Annotated in this window: 17 protein-coding genes and 2 tRNA genes; 7 read left to right on the forward strand and 12 right to left on the reverse strand. The window is 57.1% G+C overall.

Annotation, left to right across the window (positions count from 1 at the left end):
- Positions 1–1,151 precede the first annotated feature (1,151 nt).
- A tRNA-Arg gene (locus L3X40_RS17750) sits at positions 1,152–1,228 on the reverse strand.
- 90 nt (positions 1,229–1,318) lie between these two features.
- Here L3X40_RS17750 and L3X40_RS17755 point away from each other — a divergent pair.
- Positions 1,319–2,068 (forward strand): queuosine precursor transporter, encoded by a 750-nt coding sequence (locus tag L3X40_RS17755; protein ID WP_237366790.1) that lies wholly within the window; start codon positions 1,319–1,321, stop codon positions 2,066–2,068.
- Positions 2,069–2,071: 3 nt separating this feature from the next.
- Positions 2,072–2,440: a hypothetical protein gene (locus tag L3X40_RS17760; protein WP_237366791.1), complete on the forward strand. Its 369-nt coding sequence runs from the start codon at positions 2,072–2,074 to the stop codon at positions 2,438–2,440.
- Here the strand turns inward: L3X40_RS17760 and L3X40_RS17765 are convergent, their stop codons facing one another.
- The 7 genes from L3X40_RS17765 to otsB all read right to left on the reverse strand — a co-directional run bounded on the left by L3X40_RS17765 (position 2,441) and on the right by otsB (position 8,762).
- Positions 2,441–2,857 (reverse strand): GFA family protein, encoded by a 417-nt coding sequence (locus tag L3X40_RS17765; protein ID WP_237366792.1) that lies wholly within the window; start codon positions 2,855–2,857, stop codon positions 2,441–2,443.
- Complete coding sequence (purQ, locus tag L3X40_RS17770) at positions 2,854–3,522, reverse strand: phosphoribosylformylglycinamidine synthase subunit PurQ (protein WP_237366793.1); 669 nt, start codon at positions 3,520–3,522, stop codon at positions 2,854–2,856. Before purQ ends, L3X40_RS17765 begins: the two co-directional genes overlap by 4 nt.
- Complete coding sequence (purS, locus tag L3X40_RS17775) at positions 3,522–3,758, reverse strand: phosphoribosylformylglycinamidine synthase subunit PurS (protein WP_237366794.1); 237 nt, start codon at positions 3,756–3,758, stop codon at positions 3,522–3,524. The genes purQ and purS overlap by 1 nt, the downstream gene beginning before the upstream one ends.
- A gap of 75 nt (positions 3,759–3,833) precedes the next feature.
- Positions 3,834–4,613 (reverse strand): phosphoribosylaminoimidazolesuccinocarboxamide synthase, encoded by a 780-nt coding sequence (gene purC / locus L3X40_RS17780; protein WP_237366795.1) that lies wholly within the window; start codon positions 4,611–4,613, stop codon positions 3,834–3,836.
- A gap of 140 nt (positions 4,614–4,753) precedes the next feature.
- A complete protein-coding gene (locus L3X40_RS17785) occupies positions 4,754–6,169 on the reverse strand; it encodes an alpha,alpha-trehalose-phosphate synthase (UDP-forming) (RefSeq protein ID WP_237366796.1) in 1,416 nt (471 codons plus the stop codon).
- Complete coding sequence (locus L3X40_RS17790; protein ID WP_272907988.1) at positions 6,166–7,977, reverse strand: glycoside hydrolase family 15 protein; 1,812 nt, start codon at positions 7,975–7,977, stop codon at positions 6,166–6,168. The genes L3X40_RS17785 and L3X40_RS17790 overlap by 4 nt, the downstream gene beginning before the upstream one ends.
- Positions 7,974–8,762 (reverse strand): trehalose-phosphatase, encoded by a 789-nt coding sequence (gene otsB, locus L3X40_RS17795; protein ID WP_237366797.1) that lies wholly within the window; start codon positions 8,760–8,762, stop codon positions 7,974–7,976. The genes L3X40_RS17790 and otsB overlap by 4 nt, the downstream gene beginning before the upstream one ends.
- A 160-nt stretch (positions 8,763–8,922) precedes the next feature.
- On the opposite strand from otsB, the gene parC reads away from it, so the two are divergent.
- Together parC and L3X40_RS17805 are read left to right on the forward strand one after the other, a co-directional pair.
- A complete protein-coding gene (gene parC / locus L3X40_RS17800; protein ID WP_237366798.1) occupies positions 8,923–11,169 on the forward strand; it encodes a DNA topoisomerase IV subunit A in 2,247 nt (748 codons plus the stop codon).
- A 121-nt stretch (positions 11,170–11,290) separates the two neighbouring features.
- Entirely contained in the window at positions 11,291–13,036 is a 1,746-nt protein-coding gene (locus tag L3X40_RS17805) for a putative bifunctional diguanylate cyclase/phosphodiesterase (RefSeq protein ID WP_445177206.1), read from the forward strand.
- Here the strand turns inward: L3X40_RS17805 and L3X40_RS17810 are convergent.
- The 3 genes from L3X40_RS17810 to L3X40_RS17820 are packed head-to-tail and all read right to left on the reverse strand — an operon-like array spanning position 13,006 to position 15,382.
- Complete coding sequence (locus tag L3X40_RS17810) at positions 13,006–14,226, reverse strand: CCA tRNA nucleotidyltransferase (protein ID WP_237366799.1); 1,221 nt, start codon at positions 14,224–14,226, stop codon at positions 13,006–13,008. The genes L3X40_RS17805 and L3X40_RS17810 overlap by 31 nt on opposite strands.
- Positions 14,223–14,819: a CoA pyrophosphatase gene (locus L3X40_RS17815; protein ID WP_237366800.1), complete on the reverse strand. Its 597-nt coding sequence runs from the start codon at positions 14,817–14,819 to the stop codon at positions 14,223–14,225. Before L3X40_RS17815 ends, L3X40_RS17810 begins: the two co-directional genes overlap by 4 nt.
- Complete coding sequence (locus L3X40_RS17820) at positions 14,816–15,382, reverse strand: DUF1285 domain-containing protein (RefSeq protein WP_237366801.1); 567 nt, start codon at positions 15,380–15,382, stop codon at positions 14,816–14,818. Before L3X40_RS17820 ends, L3X40_RS17815 begins: the two co-directional genes overlap by 4 nt.
- 234 nt (positions 15,383–15,616) lie before the next feature.
- Here L3X40_RS17820 and L3X40_RS17825 point away from each other — a divergent pair, with 234 nt between their 5' ends.
- A complete protein-coding gene (locus L3X40_RS17825) occupies positions 15,617–16,156 on the forward strand; it encodes a peroxiredoxin (protein WP_237366802.1) in 540 nt (179 codons plus the stop codon).
- A gap of 142 nt (positions 16,157–16,298) precedes the next feature.
- On the opposite strand, the gene L3X40_RS17830 is transcribed toward L3X40_RS17825, so the two are convergent.
- On the reverse strand, positions 16,299–17,528 hold the full coding sequence (locus L3X40_RS17830; RefSeq protein ID WP_237366806.1) for an NAD(P)/FAD-dependent oxidoreductase: 1,230 nt from the start codon (positions 17,526–17,528) through the stop codon (positions 16,299–16,301).
- 162 nt (positions 17,529–17,690) lie between these two features.
- On the opposite strand from L3X40_RS17830, the gene L3X40_RS17835 reads away from it, so the two are divergent.
- Both L3X40_RS17835 and L3X40_RS17840 read left to right on the forward strand, forming a co-directional pair.
- Positions 17,691–17,767 (forward strand) — tRNA-Met (locus L3X40_RS17835).
- A gap of 178 nt (positions 17,768–17,945) precedes the next feature.
- Positions 17,946–18,890: a tyrosine-type recombinase/integrase gene (locus L3X40_RS17840; protein WP_237366803.1), complete on the forward strand. Its 945-nt coding sequence runs from the start codon at positions 17,946–17,948 to the stop codon at positions 18,888–18,890.
- Positions 18,891–18,948: the final 58 nt, after the last annotated feature.

The following is an 18,948-nucleotide window of genomic DNA, read 5'->3' on the forward strand; positions in this document are numbered from 1 at the left end:
GCCTGCCGACCTAGCATTGTTCATCTCCTCAAAGAGGCGTGAATCAATGAGGTGGATTACAGTTCCGGGTGACTAGAACTCATTGATCACAGCCAGAAGAGGGAATCGAACGGCTGAAAGCGTGATTTCGGCATCGTGATTCGAGGCACATCGCAAACCCTAGCTTTTTGGTTAAAAATTAGCCGCAAGGCATGGCGCGCGGACATTCAAACCTTCATTGAAAGTCAATGCCGTTAACCCGCGATTGTAGAAAAATATTTTTGTGCAGAGCCCGTTCGCTGCGGCGGTGCGCATCATAAGCGCGCAAAACCGCAGATAGCCTCGCCTTGTCACACTATTGTGATCTGAACTGCCAGTGGCGCAAGTCCTTTTGACGACGAATCGAATCGTCGGAGCTTGTTTTACCCTCTTGCATCAAGATTCATCTGTGCGACTATCTGTTGTATCAGGGCTTACGGGGGTAACCCAATTGATTGTGTTTCGCAATCTGGACCTGACAACGAAACACGCCAGCCCAATCAGTGAGGATTAGACTGGCGTGGATTGCAACAGAGCCCTTCGGCAATGCAGCGTCAGCAACGTTCTTATCCACAATTCGTGGGCAAGGTGCAAGGTCGGAGGGCTCCATATGGAGTATTTTTTCGATGACTTGTTATCTGATTTCCTATGATGCCCACAAAAATCGCCATTATCAAAACGTATACGACCTCATGCGCAATTGGCAGGCGGTCTGGATGACTGAATCCTGCTGGCTGGTAAATTTGAACAGCACGGCTAAAACTGTTCGGGATTTGGTACTTACCGCCCTCGATGGAGACGATAGCGTATCGGTGATTCAACTCCAGACGGGCTCTGACTGGGCCACAATGAACGTCAATAATGTGGCAAATGATTGGCTATCGGCCTTCATATGTCCGTCACGTATAGCAGCCTGATACCGTGAGCAGAGGGGGCCTTTATAAAGCCCTCTCTGCGAACTTTATCACCCATTTGTGTTTGTCATGCGGATAATCGACAGGGGAGGGAAGAGAGCATTATGACTTGCCATGAGCAAGCTGTCCGCAAGGGCGTTCAAACCTGGAAAAAACTGTGAGACAATTGTGTGATATTTTAGGGTGTAAACTCATATTAACGCATTGAAAAACAAAGAATGGTGACCCCGGCGTGACTCGAACACGCAACATCCTGCTTAGAAGGCAGGTGCTCTATCCAGTTGAGCTACGGGGCCGCTCGGTTGTGCGCTGCCCGGTACGGGAAGTGCTTCGTTGCGGGGCATAGCGCGGATTGCAAAGCGTGAAAACCGGGATATTGAAGGGGCATGACGGAAAATCCCACGCACCCCCTTCGGAAACTTGACGCAAGCGCGATTGGTGGACGGCATTTCCGCTATTATGACTATGTGATGGCGGCGTTCGTCACGGTTTTGCTGTTATCCAACGTATTGGGCGCGGGAAAGCGGGCGGTGGTGGATTTGCCGCTGATCGGACTGTGGCCCTTTGGCGCGGGCATCCTGTTTTTTCCGATCAGCTATATCATCGGCGATGTGCTGACAGAGGTATATGGCTATGCGCGGGCGCGCCGATGCATCTGGGTCGGCTTTGCCGCGACGCTGTTCATGGCGTTCATGAGTTTTGTCGTCGTCGCCCTGCCGCCAGCATCCGATTGGGATGGGCAGGCAGCCTATGAAGCCGTGTTCGGGCAGGTGCCGCGTATCGTGTTCGCCTCCGTCATCGCTTTCTGGGTGGGCGAATTTACCAACAGCTTCGTGATGGCCCGGATGAAAATCTGGACCAACGGCAGATATTTATGGACCCGAACCATCGGTTCGACCGTTGTGGGGCAGGGTTTCGACAGCCTGATCTTCTACCCGCTCGCCTTTTATGGTGCGCAGGGCTGGCCGACCGACCAGATTTTGCTGGTCATGTTGAGCCAGTTCGTCCTGAAGACCAGCTGGGAAGCAATCTTGACGCCCGTCACCTATGCAGTGGTGGGTGCATTGAAGCGCCGGGAGGGTGTCGATGTCTATGATATGGGCACGAACTTTACACCCTTCAGGACGAAAGTCTGAATTATGATTCTTACGAAGATTGCCGATATGTGGGGACCCATAAAATCGGGGTTCGAGCATAGTCTTGGTTTATCGGCCGATGCCATCCACATCCATGTTGGCGTTGCGCTGTTGCTGCTTTTCGCATGGGTGACACGGCGGCCGCTGCACGACTGGAGGCCTTGGCTGATGGTGTTCGTGGTCGAATTGGCGAACGAAATTATTGACATGAATCAGAAGGCGGGCAGTATCGAGAATAATTGGATCGCCTCGCGCCATGATCTGCTGAATACGATGTTTATCCCGACGCTGCTGGTACTTTATTATCATGTTGGCCGATTGCGGCAACGTACCGTGATGTTGCGGCAGGCGGCGAGGACGCCTGCCGAATAATCACGCGACAGGTGGAGGCTGCGCTTCCAGGCTGGGTAGATCCGGATTGATGCAGGCCCATTCCGGTGCCTGGCTCGTCCAGATGGTTGCTTCCGGCGCGGCGAGATTGGGATTGTCCAAGGCGCCTGCTCGGATGAAAGTCAGGTGCGGCCGACTTTCGGCATTGCTGAACAGTGGCGTGCCGCATTGCGGACAAAAGCCGCGTTGCATGGAGTTGCCGCTATCCGCCGTATTCGCATGCCAGCGTACCGCGCCCCTTACGCTTAACGCTTCGGCCGGAAAACAGGCGTTGACCGTTGCCGTGCCTGCGCCCAGATATTGGCACAGGCGGCACCAGCAGGTCCGGACCGCCATGGGTTTTTCCGCATCCACCGTGAAGCGCACCGCGCCGCACAGGCATCCGCCCGCGATGGTCACGCCAGGACGCTCGCAAACAGCCCTTCGAACAATCGGCGTCCGTCGGTGCCGCCATGGGCGGCTTCTATGACACGCTCGGGATGCGGCATCATGCCAAGGACGTTGCCGGCGCCATTGAGAATGCCCGCGATGTCACGTGCCGAGCCATTGACCTGTTCGGCATAGCGAAAGGCCACACGGCCTTCGCCTTCCAGCCGGTCGAGCGTTGCGTCGTCAGCGAAGTAATTGCCGTCATGATGGGCGACAGGAAAGATGACGCATTCGCCAGCTTCGTAACAATTGGTGAAGACACTTTGGCTGTTTTCGACGGTCAGTGCGACATCGCGGCATACAAACCTGATTCCGCTATTGCGCATCAAAGCGCCGGGGAGCAGGCCCGCCTCGGTCAGCACCTGAAAGCCATTGCAGATGCCGATCACGGTGACGCCGCGCGCCGCCGCTTTCACTACAGCCTGCATGATCGGCGAACGTGCCGCCATCGCGCCGGATCGCAGATAGTCGCCATAGGAAAAGCCGCCCGGTACGCCGATCACGTCGATGCCACCGGGCAGTTCATGATCGCCATGCCAGACCATGTGCGTCTCGCGCCCCGAAATCTGGCTGAAGGCCACCGCCAGATCGCGGTCGCAATTGGAACCGGGAAAGACGATGACCGCGCTTTTCATCAGGCCGTCACTTTCTCGATGCGGTAGTTTTCGATGACCGTGTTGGCGAGCAGCTTCTTGCACATGGCGTCGATGTCGTCATCGCTGGTGCCATCGGCCAGATCCAGTTCGATCAGCTTGCCCGCGCGCACGTCATTCACGCCGGAAAAGCCCAGTCCCTCAAGCGCGTGGTGGATCGCCTTGCCCTGCGGATCGAGCACGCCGCCCTTCAAAGTCACGAAAATGCGGGTTTTCATGTTGGCCGATTCCCTGAAATTGTCTGTTCGCCGTCTCCCTATGCCGGGCGGCGGCATGGGGCAAGGCTTAACCTCTTATATGCCGCGCTTCTTGCGGTGTGAATCAAGGTCCAGAACCGCCGTATCCGCACCTTCAGGCAACAGGCCCAAGCGGCGCGCGACTTCCTGATAGGCTTCGACTTCGCCGCCGAGATCCTGACGAAAGCGGTCCTTGTCCAGCTTTTCGCCCGTGGTCATGTCCCAAAGGCGGCAGCCGTCGGGGCTGATCTCATCGGCCAGAATGACCCGGCTATAGTCATTTTCCCACAGGCGCCCGAATTCCAGTTTGAAATCAACCAGGCGGATACCGATTGCCGCGAACATACCGGACATGAAATCGTTCACGCGGATCGCCATGTCGGCAATATCGTGCATTTCTTCCTGACTGGCCCAGCCGAAACAGGCGATATGCTCTTCGGTGATCAGTGGGTCGCCCAGCGCGTCGTCCTTGTAATAATATTCGATCAGCGTGCGGGGAAGCTGCTGCCCCTCTTCAATGCCCAACCGCTTGGAAAGCGATCCAGCCGCAACATTGCGGATGACGACTTCGATGGGAACGATCTCCACCTGCCGCACCAGTTGTTCGCGCATGTTAAGGCGGCGGATGAAGTGGGTGGGTATGCCGATCTGGCCCAGCAGCGTAAATACATGTTCGGAAATGCGGTTGTTGAGCACGCCCTTGCCGCTGATCGTACCCTTTTTCTGGGCATTGAAGGCGGTCGCATCATCCTTGAAATATTGGATCAGCGTACCGGGTTCAGGTCCCTCATAAAGGATTTTGGCTTTGCCTTCATAGATTTGGCGGCGACGGGCCATGACGGGTGCCTACTCGTTGTTCATGCAATAAAATAATACGCCCCGGCTACGCGAATCCAAAGTGATCAGCGCGGGCCGGGGCTGCTTGAGGCCGCCCATATACGAAAGCGCGGGGTGGTGCAATGCAAGTGGCAAAGCTACTATTTCGCCGTCATCAGTCGCGGCTGCTGTTCGATTGGTCGTGACGGAGCCTGCGGAGGCGCCAGCAGCGCCACGAACCGTTCGCGCCACCATGCGACGTCTTCCCGACCGATATTGTCGATCATGGCTGCCCAACGGCTCTTGCGTTCATCCAGCGGCATTTGCAACGCGCGCAATATGGCCTCGGAGACTTCCTCCGAGGAATAGGGATTGATGAGCAGAGCTTCGGGCAGTTGCAGCGCGGCGCCGGCGAAACGGGACAGGATCAGGACGCCTGGGTCTTCCGGATCCTGGGCTGTCACATATTCCTTGGCGACCAGATTCATGCCATCGCGTAGCGGCGTCACCAGTCCGATACGAGCGGCGCGGTAAATGCCCCACAGGCGGTCGCGGGCATAGCCCTGATTCACATAGCGAATGGGCGTCCAGTCGACATCGCTGAACTCGCCATTGATCCGTCCGGTGAGGGAATCGAGCTTGGCCCGGATTTCGCGGTAATTTTCCACGTCCTCGCGCGACGGCGGGGCGATCTGCACGAATACGACTTGTCGATGATAGGACGGATTGTCCTTCAGGAATCGCTCATAGCCGGCAAAGCGTTCCTCCAGCCCCTTGCTGTAATCGAGCCGGTCAACACCCACGATAAGGTTGCGATCCTGGAGCGATGCGCGCATCTGACGCTGCATCAGCGTGGCACTTTCGTTTTTTCCGGCGGCACAAAATTCGGTAAAATCGATGCCAATGGGGCAGGCGACGGCCTTGATCGTTCGGTCTCCGACAGTGCAATTGTCGCCTTCGATGGTTCCGCCCATTTCCTTTTCGACATAATGACGGAAGGATTCCAGCCATTCCTCGGTCTGGAATCCCACGACATCATAGGCAAATAGCGTTTCGACCAGTTGTCTGTGGTGGGGAAGCGAGACGAGCAGCCGTGTCGGTGGCCAAGGGATATGCAGGAAAAATCCCATCCGGTTTTTCAGGCCCCGGTGGCGCAACATCTGTCCCAGCGGGATCAGATGATAATCATGTATCCAAACCACGTCATCCTTGTCGATCAAGGGTGAGGCCGTGTCGGCAAAACGTTCGTTGACCCGGTTATACCCGCCCTCGAACGTCCGGTCATATTCGGCAAGGTCAATGCGGAAGTGGAAAAGCGGCCAGAGTGTCCGGTTCGCATAGCCGTTATAATATTCGTCGATATCCTGTTCTTCCAGGTCGATCGTGGCGGTTTTGACGCCTTCATCATCGGCAAATGCGATTTGTCCTGTGAACCGATCCGTACTCTCTCCCGACCAACCCACCCAAATTCCCCGGCTTTCGCGCAGGGCCGACGATAAAGCGACGGCAAGTCCCCCTTGTGCCGCGCCGCTGCCAGGGCGGCGGACCCGGTTCGATATGACGATCAGACGGCTCATCGACATTCACTCCATGGCTTGCTCAACAGGACGGCGCAGTTGATGATTCCGACCAGCGAATAGGTTTGCGGGTAGTTGCCCCACAATTCGCCGGTAACGGTGTCAATGTCCTCCGATAGCAGACCGGCGGCGGTGCGGCGATCGAGCATTTCGTTGAACAGATCACGCGCTTCTTCTTTTCTTCCAGTCAGGTACAACGCCTCAATGAGCCAAAAGGTGCATATATTGAACGCTGTCACCGGCTCGCCGAAATCGTCAGGCGCACTGTAGCGCAACATGGACGACCCACGCCGCAACTCTCGTTCAATCGCATTAAGCGTACCCAGAAACTGGGGATCGTCGGCGTTCATGAAACGCAGGTCGAGAAGCTGAAGCAAGCTGGCGTCGGCAGTATCGCCTTCAAATTCAGCAGAAAGCGTGGCGCTGTCGGGTCGCCAGGCTTTGCTTAAAATCTTGCGTTTCATCGTGATGGCGCGTTCACCCCAATGAGCTTCACGATCATAGAGTCCCAGGGCGCGAGCAGCGTGAGCCAACCTGTCGCAAGCGGCCCAGCACATGACTGCGCTATAGGTGTGAACACGGGCGCGGGTCCGCAATTCCCACAGGCCCGCATCCGCCTTGTCATAAACATTCCATGCGCGCTCGCCCACTTCCTCCAGCGCGATGAAATCCTCCTGTCCGCTCATGCGGTACAAACGTTGGTCGATATAGGACTGAACGGACGAGAGAACGACCTGCCCATAGGCATCGTGCTGGATCTGCTCATAAGCCTGATTGCCGACGCGCACCGGACCCATGCCGCGATAGCCGGGCAACGCCTTCGCCTCTCGTTCATCGAGGCGCGGATTGCCGCGTACATCATAAAGCGGCTGGATATGTCCGCCGCTATCTGTATCGCGAGCGCCGTCCACGATATTGCGCAGATAGGCGAGATAGCCCTCCAATACATCCAGCGCCCCTAGCCGGTTCAGCGCTTCCACCGTGTAATAGGCGTCGCGCAGCCAGCAATAGCGGTAGTCCCAGTTGCGGCCGCTATCGGCATGTTCGGGGATCGATGTGGTAAGCGCGGCGACAATGGCGCCGGTTTCTTCATACTGGCATAGTTTCAATGTGATAGCGCAGCGGATGACCACGTCCTGCCATTCGGGTGGAGTGGCAAGGCCGCGCACCCAATGTTGCCATTCTGCGATGGTATCGTCCAGCATCCGCTCCACCGCCGGGCGCAGCGTGTCCGAAAAGCTTTCGTCCGGACCAAGGAAGAAATGCATGTCGCGCTCCAGCCGGAACGGGCTTTCCTGAGAAATCAGGCCAATAGGCGCATCGGTCGACAGCCGCATCGGCATGGCAGAATGCGGAATGCGGATATGATTGGAGCCATAGCGGACTTCGACTTTTTCCTCTCCCCAATCGGAGCAGGGGCGCAGACGGATGCGAATGCGCGGCGATCCGGCGATGGGGCGCACGATACGGGCAAAGGCAACCGGGCGATAAATACGGCCCTTTTGTTTGAAACGGGGACAGAAATCGAGCATTTCGACGATATTGCCATGCATATCGGTCTGGCGCGTGCGCAGGATCGGCGTGTTGCGGATATATTCCTGAGTGACGCTGGCCACATCTTCCAATTCAATCGACCAGTAACCGCGCGCCTCCGGATCGGCAAAATCGTCGTCGGTCAACAAGGCGGAAAAGATTGGATCGCCATCAACGCGCGGCAGGCACGCCCAGATCATACGTCCGGCCCGGTCGATCAGGGCCGATGTCTGGCAATTGCCGATCGGCCACAGGTCCAGCGTCCGTTTCGTCATCTATCTCCCTCCGATATCCGGTTGCCGGTAATATTCTGCGCGCAATATTGTGACAGCCAGACATGTACTGCCGTTACATCCATCAAGCGGTAATGCGCTGCTGTTTGACGGTGGGGGCCGACCAATATGCCGCTGCCGCCTTGTTGTGCCGTGGCGATAAAACCAGCTTCATCGGTAATATCATCGCCAATGAAAACGGGGCGGCCTGTGCCAAGTTCTGTTTGTTCGAGCAAATGCACGACCGCGCTGCCCTTGCCGCCACTGCCGGGACGCAGTTCGAAAAGCATTTTACCATATTGGAGATACAGTCCGGTTTCGCGGGCCAATTGCCTGCACAATTCCAGGCATTCCGCTTCGCGTTCGGGCGCGAGGCGGAAGTGCAGGGCTGCGCCCAGACTTTTTTCTTCAACCAGCAGCCCGGTCTTGCCAGATGCAAAAGCGCTCAACCTGTCTAGAACAAGCTCTATCTCACTTGGTCTGGGAGGGGCTTGCACAGGCTGATCGGGTGAGGCGTGCTCCAGGCCATGGCTACCCGAAAGCAGAAAATCGCCAAGTCCGAACTCCCTGCGCAATGTGGCGACCGATCGACCGCTGACAATGGCGAGGCGCCCCTCCAGCATCTGCCGCACGTCATGGAGAAGCTGGTGTAAATTATCGCTTACCGACACATTTTCGGGCCGGTCGGCGAGTTCCACCAGCGTCCCGTCGAAATCGAGGAAAAGGGACGCGCCATCGAGCAGGTTTTGTGGCGGCGCGGCGAGTATATGGTCTGCCTGATCTGTCACGAGCCCAATGTGGATGCTGCGCTGCAAAATGGCAAGGGTGCTTTGCTCTTTCTCCCGAATGGGATGTTGGGGCTGAAGCTTTGGGCTATTGGACGATCGGGTAGGACAGATGATTCTACCCTCTCGCCAAGCCGGAACGCGGCTGCTATCCGGGCGGGTGATGAGTGAATTTTCAGACCCTTTCGACCAGATTGTCGATCACCCTTTCGATGCCGCGCTTTCAGAACGTTATCTGGTTTACGCGCTTTCCACGATCACCGCCCGGTCGCTGCCAGACCTGCGCGACGGGTTGAAGCCGGTGCATCGCCGGCTGCTCTGGGCGATGCGGCTGTTGAAACTCGATCCGGCGAGCGGGTACAAGAAATGCGCCCGCGTGGTGGGCGATGTCATCGGTAAATATCACCCGCACGGCGATGCCTCCGTCTATGACGCGATGGTCCGTTTGGCGCAGAGCTTTTCGTTACGTTATCCGCTGGTCGACGGGCAGGGCAATTTCGGCAATATCGACGGCGATAACGCCGCCGCTTACCGCTATACCGAGGCACGGCTGACGCAGGTTGCGATCGACCTTATGGCTGGGCTGGACGAAGGCACGGTCGAATTTCGTCCCACCTATAATGGCGAAGATGAAGAGCCGGAGATCATGCCGGGCCTCTTCCCCAATCTGCTCGCCAACGGCGCAAGCGGGATTGCCGTGGGGATGGCGACCAATATCCCCTCGCACAATGTTGCCGAGATTATCGACGCCGCGATGTTGCTGATCGAACAGCCCGAGGCAAGCCATGAACAGGTTATGGAGCTGGTGCAGGGTCCCGATTTTGCGACCGGCGGCATCGTGGTGGATAGCGCGGCCGCCATTCGGGAGGCCTATGCCACCGGACGCGGTTCGTTCCGTGTGCGATCCCGCTGGCACAAGGAGGACGAAGGGCGCGGCACCTGGGTCGCTGTTGTCAGCGAAATCCCGTATCAGGTGCAGAAGGGCAAATTGATCGAGCAGATCGCTCAGTTGATCAACGACAAGAAGCTGCCGATCCTGGCCCACATTCGGGACGAATCCGACGCTGAGATCCGTATCGTGCTGGAACCGCGCAGCCGCACGGTCGATCCCGACGTGCTGATGGACAGCCTGTTCCGCCTGACTGACCTTGAAAGCCGGGTCTCGCTCAACCTGAATGTGCTCGATGAACATCGCACGCCCCGCGTCATGGCGCTGAAAGATGTGCTGACCGATTGGTTGAGGCATCAGATCGAGGTGTTGGTTCGTCGGTCGCAGCATCGGCTGGACAAGATCGACGGGCGGATGGAATTGCTTGAGGGCTATATCATCGCCTTCCTGAATCTGGATCGGGTGATAGAGATTATCCGGACGCAGGATGAACCAAAACCCATAATGATGGCGGAATTCCAGCTTAATGATCGACAGGCAGAGGCTATTCTCAACATGCGCCTACGGTCGTTGCGCAGACTGGAAGAGATGGAGCTGCGGCGCGAGCGGGACGAACTGGCTGCCGAGCGTGAAGGCTTGGTGAAGCTGATCGAAAGTCCGGCACGGCAGCGCACGCGGCTCAAGAAGGATATGGCGAACTTGCGTGAGCGCTATGGCCCCGAGACGGAACTTGGTCGCCGCCGCACGTGCGTGGAGGAAGCCGCGCCACCGCGTGAAATCCCGCTGGAAGCGATGATCGAGCGTGAGCCGGTCACCGTCATCATGTCGCAGCGCGGCTGGATCCGGGCGATGAAGGGGCATGCTGACCTGTCGCAAAAGGACCAGTTCAAGTTCAAGGACGGCGATGGACCCGCCTTTGCCTTTCATGCACAGACGACCGACAAGATACTGCTCGCCTGTAGCAATGGCCGATTCTACACATTAGGTGCGGACAAGTTGCCGGGCGGACGCGGCTTTGGTGAGCCGGTGCGGCTGATGGTCGACCTGGAAAATGAATCGGACATCGTGGCGCTTCTGGCTTCCAAACCGGGCGGAAAATTGTTGCTGGCCGCCGATAATGGCAGAGGGTTCCTGGCGGCCATGGACGACATAATCGCCGAAACCCGCAAGGGCAGGCAGGTTGTCAACCTGAAAGCCGGGACTACACTGAAAACCGTACGGATGATTCCCGCCAATGCCGATTTTGTTGCGGCCATTGGAGAGAACCGCAAACTGGTAGTGTTTCCGCTTGCTGAACTACCCGAAATGGCGCGGGGGCAAGGCGTACAGTTGCAGCGCTATCGTGATGGCGGGCTGTCGGACGTCATTCCCTTTCGCCTGGAGGAAGGTCTCAGTTGGACCATGGGCGGCGACAGCGGACGTGTGCGGACGGAAACGGACCTGACCCCATGGCGTGTCGCACGCGGCGCGGCCGGCCGGATGCCGCCAACTGGATTTCCGCGCAATAATCGTTTCGATTGACGTCTGCACGACCCTGGTCAGATCCCTGCGTATCATTTCGGTAAGGATATAAGTCGAGGGAAAGAAAGAAAGAATTAGACTGATTCAGCAATAATTTACATGATTTGCCGTAATTAGTCTCATGGGTGCGATACCATCAGATTTTTTGACGGATTCCTCTGGTCCGGATTTGCCCTTCCCGGCGCTCACACCCGTTGCCAATGGCGGGGCAGTGGAGACACCGGACTGGCTGACGGCCATTCCGCTTCCGGCGGCCATATTGAGCATTTCCGGCGATGCAATTCAGATTGAAGCCTATAATGCCAGCTATTCCATACGTTTCCTCGAACAGGCAAGGGCTTGGGTAGCAGGCAAAGGTGCCGAATATCCGCTAAGTTATGCGCGAGTTGTTCGCGCTGCAAATTCCGGTCAGCCTTCATCAAGTTTCGACGTGGTCAAGGATGGTGCGCTGGGCACGGAATATTGGACCTGTGCATTGGGTCGTTTGGCTGATGGGACGGATGGAGCGCGGCGCCTTCTGATGACCGTCGTTGACCGTACCAATGAACGGCAGACGGAAAAAAATCTTCGGCGCGAGTTGGTTTTGGACAGTCTGACAGGCCTGCCAAACCGTACGGGTTTTGGCGAGGAAATTGACGCCAGACTTACAGATGGAGAGCTGGAGCCGATTACTCAATATGCTATCCTGACCATAGATCTGGTCCGTTTTAGCCGAATCAACGAATCCCTTGGGTCGCTTGCCGATGACGAATTGATCATCACGGTGGCCCGGCGATTGAAATCGAGCCTGCGGCAGGGTGATATATTGGGTCGGCTGGGCGGCAATGAATTCGGAATTTTTGCACGGTTGAACAACGGGCTTTCCGATGCCCTGCAAATCGTTCAGCGCGTCAATTCCGCACTGGGGCCGCCGTGCCGTTTGTCCAACTTGCAACTCAGTATTGAAATTGCCGTTGGCTGTGCCTTGTCGGAGGATGAGGCTGAAACACCAGAGGACATTCTTCGGCAATCGCAGGTGGCGGTGAAGCTTGCCAAGAAAAGCGGCAAGATGGAAATCTATCGGCCAGGCGTCCTTCGGCAGGCGTGGCGTCGCTTCAACATGGAAAGCAATTTGCGTGAAGCGTTGGCTAATGGCCAGCTCGACCTGGCTTTTCATCCGCTGATCAATCTGAAAAGCGGGGCGATTGCCGGCTTCGAGGCACTTGCACGCTGGAATGATGCCGAATTGGGGTGTATTTCACCCGTTGAGTTCATCCCCGTGGCCGAGGAATCGGGCCTGATCAATCCTCTTGGCCGCTGGGCCATGTATGAGGCCGCACAAACGCTGGCGAAATGGGACAGGCAATTTGGCAAGCCGCTGCCCATTGGCATCAACGTCAACCTGTCGCCTATCCAGATGGCGCGTGATGATGTGCCAAACGTGGTCGAGGAAGCGCTGCGTTATTCCGGCATTTCCGGCAAGCGACTGACCGTGGAATTGACAGAAAGCGCGATCATCGCCGACCCCGAAAAGGCGCGAAAGGTGCTTTCCGTGCTCAAGGCGCTGGATGTCTCTGTTGCTATGGACGATTTCGGTACGGGTTTTTCCAACCTGGCCAGTTTGCAGCGCTTGCCCATAGACATATTGAAAATCGACCGCAGTTTCATCACCGAAATGCTGATGGACAAGGACAAGAAAGCTATTGTCCGCGCGATCCTGTCGCTCGCCAAATCGCTGAAACTTGCGACTACGGCTGAGGGCGTCGAAAGTGCTGAACTCAGCCATGCCTTGGCCAGCTATGGGTGTGAGCATGGCCAAGGTTTTCATTTCGCCGAGCCGATGCCTGCAGAGCAAGCCTATGAGTTCTGGTTGGCACGCAATAGTTGAGCCACCACCATATCGGCAATAGCGTCTACGCGCTGTGCCTTTGGATAACCTTCATCGATCCATAGCTGTTCAACCCTTTGCAGGGCTTGGGAGATTTCCGGTCCCGCGCTAAGTCCCTTTTTGATCAGTGCGCCGCCGCTTATGGGCAGTTGAGGTTTTTCCCATAGGGTCAAGGCTGCGGCCTCTGCCACTGGACGGTCGGGATCAAGTAATAATCGGTCGATCGCGCCTTCACGACCAATGCGGTAGGCAAGTTCGCTCGCCTTGGTAATCTTCGCCCAGGTGGGATCATGCGCCATGGCCAGCCGCTTGCGCGCCTTGTTCGACAGTTTGAGGCGTGCGCCAACCAGATCGGCGATCCGGCTGTCAGGCGGCAGGAGTGCAGCCAGACGCCGCAATGAGGACGGTTCTATGGTGGCGCTGACTTCCCGCGCGATCAGGCTGTCCAGCCGGTCCACTCCCGCAGATTCGATTTCCGGTAGGACCGATGCGAAAATTCCACCCCGGATCATCAGGCGCAGCGCGGGAACTGGATCGTTGGTAACCAGCAATTTCAACAACTCGTCGGCGATCCGTTCACGCGACAGCGCCATCAGGCTGCGCGCCTTGGCAACGCAGATGCGATAGGCCTCCGCATCGGGATCTGGCGTTCCAAAGCGCGCGAGAAAGCGGAAATAGCGCATGATGCGCAAGTGGTCTTCGTCGATACGATCCGCGGCATTCCCGATAAAGCGAATGTTCCGGGCCTTCAGGTCGGTAAATCCACCGAAATAGTCACTGACTTCCCCGGACAGCGGATCGGCGTAAAGGGCGTTGATGGTAAAATCGCGGCGGGCCGCGTCCTCGCGCCAATCATCGCTATAGGCGATGGTCGCGCGCCGCCCATCCGTGTTCACGTCGCGGCGCAAGGTCGTAATTTCGACCGGCCAGCCATCGAGTACCGCCGTCACCGTGCCATGATCTATTCCGGTTGGCACTGCCCTGATTCCTGCCGCCCCTAACCGCTCCATCACATCCTCGGGCAAATGGCGCGTGGCGATATCCACATCGGCAACGGGCAGACCGAGCAGGCTGTCGCGTACCGCACCGCCCACATAGCGCGCCATGTCCCTGTCTGCTTCCAATACCGCCAGCAAGCGGTCAAGGCCAGGGTGGTGACGCCATTCCGTGTCCGGCAACTTCACGCTCACCAGCCCAGCCTCTTGCGCAGATTGACCAGGATGGCGGCCGTCACCCCCCAGATTCGCCGGTCATTCCAGATGATCTCGTAATAGGGGCGCTGCGCTCCTTGAAAATCGATCCAGCGTTTGACCTGCTTTTCAGGATCAAGCGCATATTCCAGCGGCATTTCAAACCAGTCGGCGACTTCATGCACATGCGGAACAAGCGGCAGATTGGGCGGCACGACACCCAGTACAGGTGCAACGTCGAAACCCGTGAAAGTTTTATACCGATCCGAAACGCCGATAATTTCGACCTGAGCGCGGGGCAGGGCGATTTCTTCTTCCGCCTCCCGCAGCGCGGCGTCAATTTCATCGGCGTCGGTTTCATCGACACGTCCGCCCGGAAAAGCGATTTGCCCGGCGTGTTTGCGCAGATGTGCGGTGCGTTGGGTCAGAATCAGGCCGGGTTCAGAGCGGTCCGTCACAGCGATCAACACAGCCGCCGGGGCAAGCACCATGTCAGATATCAGTCGTGGATCGGTCGAATCGGAACTTGTCAAGGTCACATCGTTTTCATGCCCCTTCAGAAATGCCTCTCGCAACCGTGCGGTCAGGGTCATTCTGTGGCGTCCATGGAGAAAAAAGCGCCATCGCTCCATAGCCCGAACGGCGCTTCACCGTCATCAAGCGCCATATTGGCGAGCTCATAATAAACCGGACGAGCAATCAGTGCGTCCAGACCTCCGCGCACATGCAGATATGGATGCACGCCATGACCACGATCTTCCATGCAGATCGCATGCTCGTTGTCAGCGACGACCAGATCGTCAGTATTCAGGCGGAAAGCAAGGCGACGATCCCGCCCTTTGCCTTCGCTTCGCAATTCTATCGCCAGAAAGGGGGCGTCCTCGACATCGATGTCCAGTTTTTCGACGGGGGTAACCAATACATGCCGCCCGTCCGGCTCCCGCCGCAATATCGTCGAAAACAGGCGCACCATGGCTGCGCGACCGATTGGCGAACCTTGATGGAACCATGTGCCGTCGCGGCTTATTCGCATCTCGCTATCGCCGCAATGTTGGGGATTCCACTGATCGACAGGCGGCAGCTTTTGCGCAGCCAGAAGAGACATGATCTCGCCCAGCGGCATCGCGTCCAGAGCAGGTGGGTCCTTCATCGGCATGCAGGTGAGATAGGATGTTACGCCCCAGAAGGCAAAGGGGATGAAGCCAGTGCGAAGATTGAAACTCGCGAAAGTTTTGCAGATAATGTACTTGATTAATCGATTTTATCGATAAGTATGGCCATTTATAACGGTTGGCGGACCCGGCTCTTTTTCCTGTTGATAGGCGTTGTAGCGGCGGAACGTTGCTCGAACCGCACAGTTAATAACCATTAGTAACCAAAGGAGTAAATCATGCTTGGACGCCAGGTCCCCGATGTTGTTTTGAAAACCCGCGTGCGCGACGAAAGCGTCGGCGGTGAAAATCCGTTCCGCTGGCAGGATGTTCGCACTGGCGATCTGTTCCGTGGCCGGCGCGTTGTCGTTTTTTCGCTGCCAGGTGCTTTCACGCCAACCTGTTCGACCGAACAGTGTCCGGCATTTGAACGTTTCTATGATGAATTCAAGGCTGCCGGCGTCGATGAGGTGTATTGTATTTCGGTCAATGATGCTTTTGTCATGTACCAGTGGGGCAAGCATCTGGGCATCAGCAAAGTGAAGCTGCTTCCCGATGGTTCAGGCGATTTCACGCGCCGCATGGGCATGTTGATCAAGAAGGACCATCTGGGCTTTGGCGATCGCAGCTGGCGCTATGCCATGGTCGTGGATGACGGCAAGATCACGGCGTGGTTCGAAGAACCCGGCATAAATGACGTTGGCAGTGATGCCGACCCCTATGGCGAAACCAAACCGGAACCGGTCCTGGAATGGGTCAACAGCCATCCCAAGGGCTAGAGCATCGTGCGGAAAAGTGGGAACCGGTTTTCCGTAGTAAGCGATGCGACAATAAAAACTTAGAGCGGGCGGTGTGATTCAGATTTCACGCTGCCCGCTCCAAGAAGATGCAGGGCCCCTCCGCAAAGTCGGGGGGCGGACTTCAGGCCAGCCCTACTTCCTTGAGCGGAATCGTCGCATCGGCCAGTTGCGCCTGCTCGAGTGCAGCACCGGAGAGCACATGTGCCCGACCCTGGACATAATCCTTGGTCGCGTTGACGCAATCGAGTGCCAGAACCTTGCCGCCCTTCAGGTAAATGACAGAAAAACTGCGCGTGGCAGGATCGCCACGGACAATCACCTTGTCATGACCACCTGACAGGCCGACGGTCTGCAACCGCAGATCATATTGATTGGACCAGAACCAGGGGACGGCGTGATATTCGGCGGACTGTCCCAATATGTCGGACACCGCCACCTTTGCCTGATCATTGGCGTTCTGTACCGATTCGAGCCGAATCTGCGCACCCCCGGCAAAGGCATTGGAATGCGCGGCGCAATCGCCAACAGCATAAATGTCAGGCAGGCTGGTGCGGCAAAACGCATCGACGTCAACGCCGTTGCCGCCACTGGCCCCGGCTGCGAGCAGCGGACCCGTTTCAGGGATGATGCCGATGCCCACGATCACCATGTCGGTCGCAATGCGCTCTCCATCGGCCAGCAGTACAGCGGACACCCGGTCGCCAGTTTTTTCCAAAGCCTCCACCATCGCGCCGGTGCGCAGATCGACGCCATGGGCGCGATGTTCGGCTTCATAAAAACGCGACAGCGGTTCACCTGCTACGCGCGCCAGAACCCGGTCCAGCGCTTCCAATACCGTCACCTTCTTGCCCAGCTTGGTCAGGACCGCCGCAGCCTCCAGGCCGATATAACCACCACCAATGACGGCGACATGCTCGACTTCAGGCAGAATGCTCATAATCGCATCGACATCATCGCGGCGTCGTACCGCAAAAACGCGTTCGGCATCGCTACCAGGGCAGGAAAGCATGCGCGGCGTGCCACCTGTTGCCCAGATAAGCTTGCCATAGCCGATTTCGCTATCATCGGCGATCGTCACCTTATGGCCTGCAGGGTCAACCTTCGTAACGCGTTTGCCCAACAGCATATCGACGTTGCGTTCTGTCCAGAAATGTTCGGGACGAATCAAGATGCGTTCGAATGGTTTTTCGCCAGCCATATATTCCTTGGAAAGGGGCGGGCGTTCGTAGGGGAGTTCGCGTTCATCGCCCAAAAGGCCGATGCTGCCTTCGAATTTCATCTGGCGCAGCAACAACGCCGCCTGCGCGCCTGCATGGCCGGCCCCTACGATCAGGACATCAAAAGACGACATATAATCCCCACCAAAGCTGCGTATTTCCTGTTCCCAGCGCTCATGAACGATATATGCGGGGTCAAGCAAGCCCATCTTGTGCAGAAATAGCAGTTTGATATGGTTGACCACCGTCAGGAGGGTGCGTATAGGCCCCGCACTACCGTGCAATTCGGCATCCGTGGCGGAGTAGCTCAGCTGGTTAGAGCAGCGGAATCATAATCCGCGTGTCGGGGGTTCAAGTCCCTCCTCCGCTACCATCCCCTTTTCCGGAAGCTTCCACAGACTTCCGGATTCTTCCAGAAAACCGCAGATTTACTTGGGGTTGCGGGTGATTCGCGTCCATGTCCCGCCGAGCGCTTCCGCATGCAGCCAGATTTGGTGTGGGGGTATTTTGGGGGTATTTTCTCGGGGTCCGCAAATGGAGCGATACCCCCAATGCCTCTCAAAGAGTTGGAAGCCAAAAACGCTAAGCCAAAAGACCGTGCCTACAAGCTGGCCGACAGTGAGGGATTGTTCCTCCTGGTGCAGCCAAACGGCTCCAAGCTTTGGCGTATGAAGTACCGCTTTGGCGGCAAGGAGAAGCTGCTGTCGTTCGGCGCCTACCCCGATCTGGGGATATCCGCTGCGCGCGAGAAACGCTGTGCGGCCAAACAGTTGCTCGCCCAGGGCAAGGATCCGATGGCCAATAAGGCGGACATGATGCCTGAGGGCGCGGCTACATTCTTGTCCGTTGCTCAACGCTGGCATGAGAACCGCGAATCAAGCCTGGATGCGGCCCATTCTCAGCGTGTTTGGTCACGGCTTGAGCGAGACGTGTTCCCGGCCTTGGGGAGCAAGATGATGCATGAGATCACTCCGCCAGACGTGCTTGAGATGATCCGCAAGATTGAGGCGCGAGGAGCCCTGGATATCAGCCGCCGGGCCAAGCAGGGTGTCGGGCAGATTTTCCAATTCGCGATCGCTTGTGGATTGGTGTCTTCAGATCCAACTACCCACCTGCGGGGCGCCTTGAAGCCTCGTCCGCGCGTCAAGCATATGAGCCGGCTGCCGTTGACCGAGTTGCCTCAGTTTTTGCTGAAGCTCCAAAGGTATGAAGAGGAGGGAGACCGGCGGTCTTCAATCACACGCGACGCGGTTACGTTTGCGCTCCTGACTTGGGTCAGGACCAAGGAGCTTCGGTTCGCTGTGAGATCGGAGTTTGAAGACCTAGACGGCAAAGCACCGATCTGGCGGATACCCGCTGAACGGATGAAGATGGGACGAGAGCACTTTGTGCCGCTCTCGAAGCAGGCTGCAGCAATCGCCCGGCGAATGATTGTCACCAGTACCGGCGAATTCCTGTTTCCCGGGGCGGTGCCGAAGATGTCAACGTCGGGGTAAAATTGTGCAAGATTCCGGTGTAAAACTGTACCAGTTGGATTGAACAAAAAGCCTCAGA

Source organism: Rhizorhapis sp. SPR117, assembly GCF_021742065.1.

Coding starts and splice junctions, on each gene's coding strand:
- L3X40_RS17805 (WP_445177206.1), top strand. CDS start 11,291: ATGGGTGCGATACCATCAGATTTTTTGACGGATTCCTCTGGTCCGGAT.
- L3X40_RS17820 (WP_237366801.1), bottom strand. CDS start 15,382: ATGCCGATGAAGGACCCACCTGCTCTGGACGCGATGCCGCTGGGCGAG.
- L3X40_RS17785 (WP_237366796.1), bottom strand. CDS start 6,169: ATGAGCCGTCTGATCGTCATATCGAACCGGGTCCGCCGCCCTGGCAGC.
- purS (WP_237366794.1), bottom strand. CDS start 3,758: ATGAAAACCCGCATTTTCGTGACTTTGAAGGGCGGCGTGCTCGATCCG.
- purQ (WP_237366793.1), bottom strand. CDS start 3,522: ATGAAAAGCGCGGTCATCGTCTTTCCCGGTTCCAATTGCGACCGCGAT.
- L3X40_RS17815 (WP_237366800.1), bottom strand. CDS start 14,819: ATGACCCTGACCGCACGGTTGCGAGAGGCATTTCTGAAGGGGCATGAA.
- L3X40_RS17790 (WP_272907988.1), bottom strand. CDS start 7,977: ATGACGAAACGGACGCTGGACCTGTGGCCGATCGGCAATTGCCAGACA.
- L3X40_RS17755 (WP_237366790.1), top strand. CDS start 1,319: ATGACGGAAAATCCCACGCACCCCCTTCGGAAACTTGACGCAAGCGCG.
- purC (WP_237366795.1), bottom strand. CDS start 4,613: ATGGCCCGTCGCCGCCAAATCTATGAAGGCAAAGCCAAAATCCTTTAT.
- L3X40_RS17760 (WP_237366791.1), top strand. CDS start 2,072: ATGATTCTTACGAAGATTGCCGATATGTGGGGACCCATAAAATCGGGG.
- L3X40_RS17825 (WP_237366802.1), top strand. CDS start 15,617: ATGCTTGGACGCCAGGTCCCCGATGTTGTTTTGAAAACCCGCGTGCGC.
- L3X40_RS17840 (WP_237366803.1), top strand. CDS start 17,946: ATGCCTCTCAAAGAGTTGGAAGCCAAAAACGCTAAGCCAAAAGACCGT.
- L3X40_RS17830 (WP_237366806.1), bottom strand. CDS start 17,528: ATGTCGTCTTTTGATGTCCTGATCGTAGGGGCCGGCCATGCAGGCGCG.
- parC (WP_237366798.1), top strand. CDS start 8,923: ATGAGTGAATTTTCAGACCCTTTCGACCAGATTGTCGATCACCCTTTC.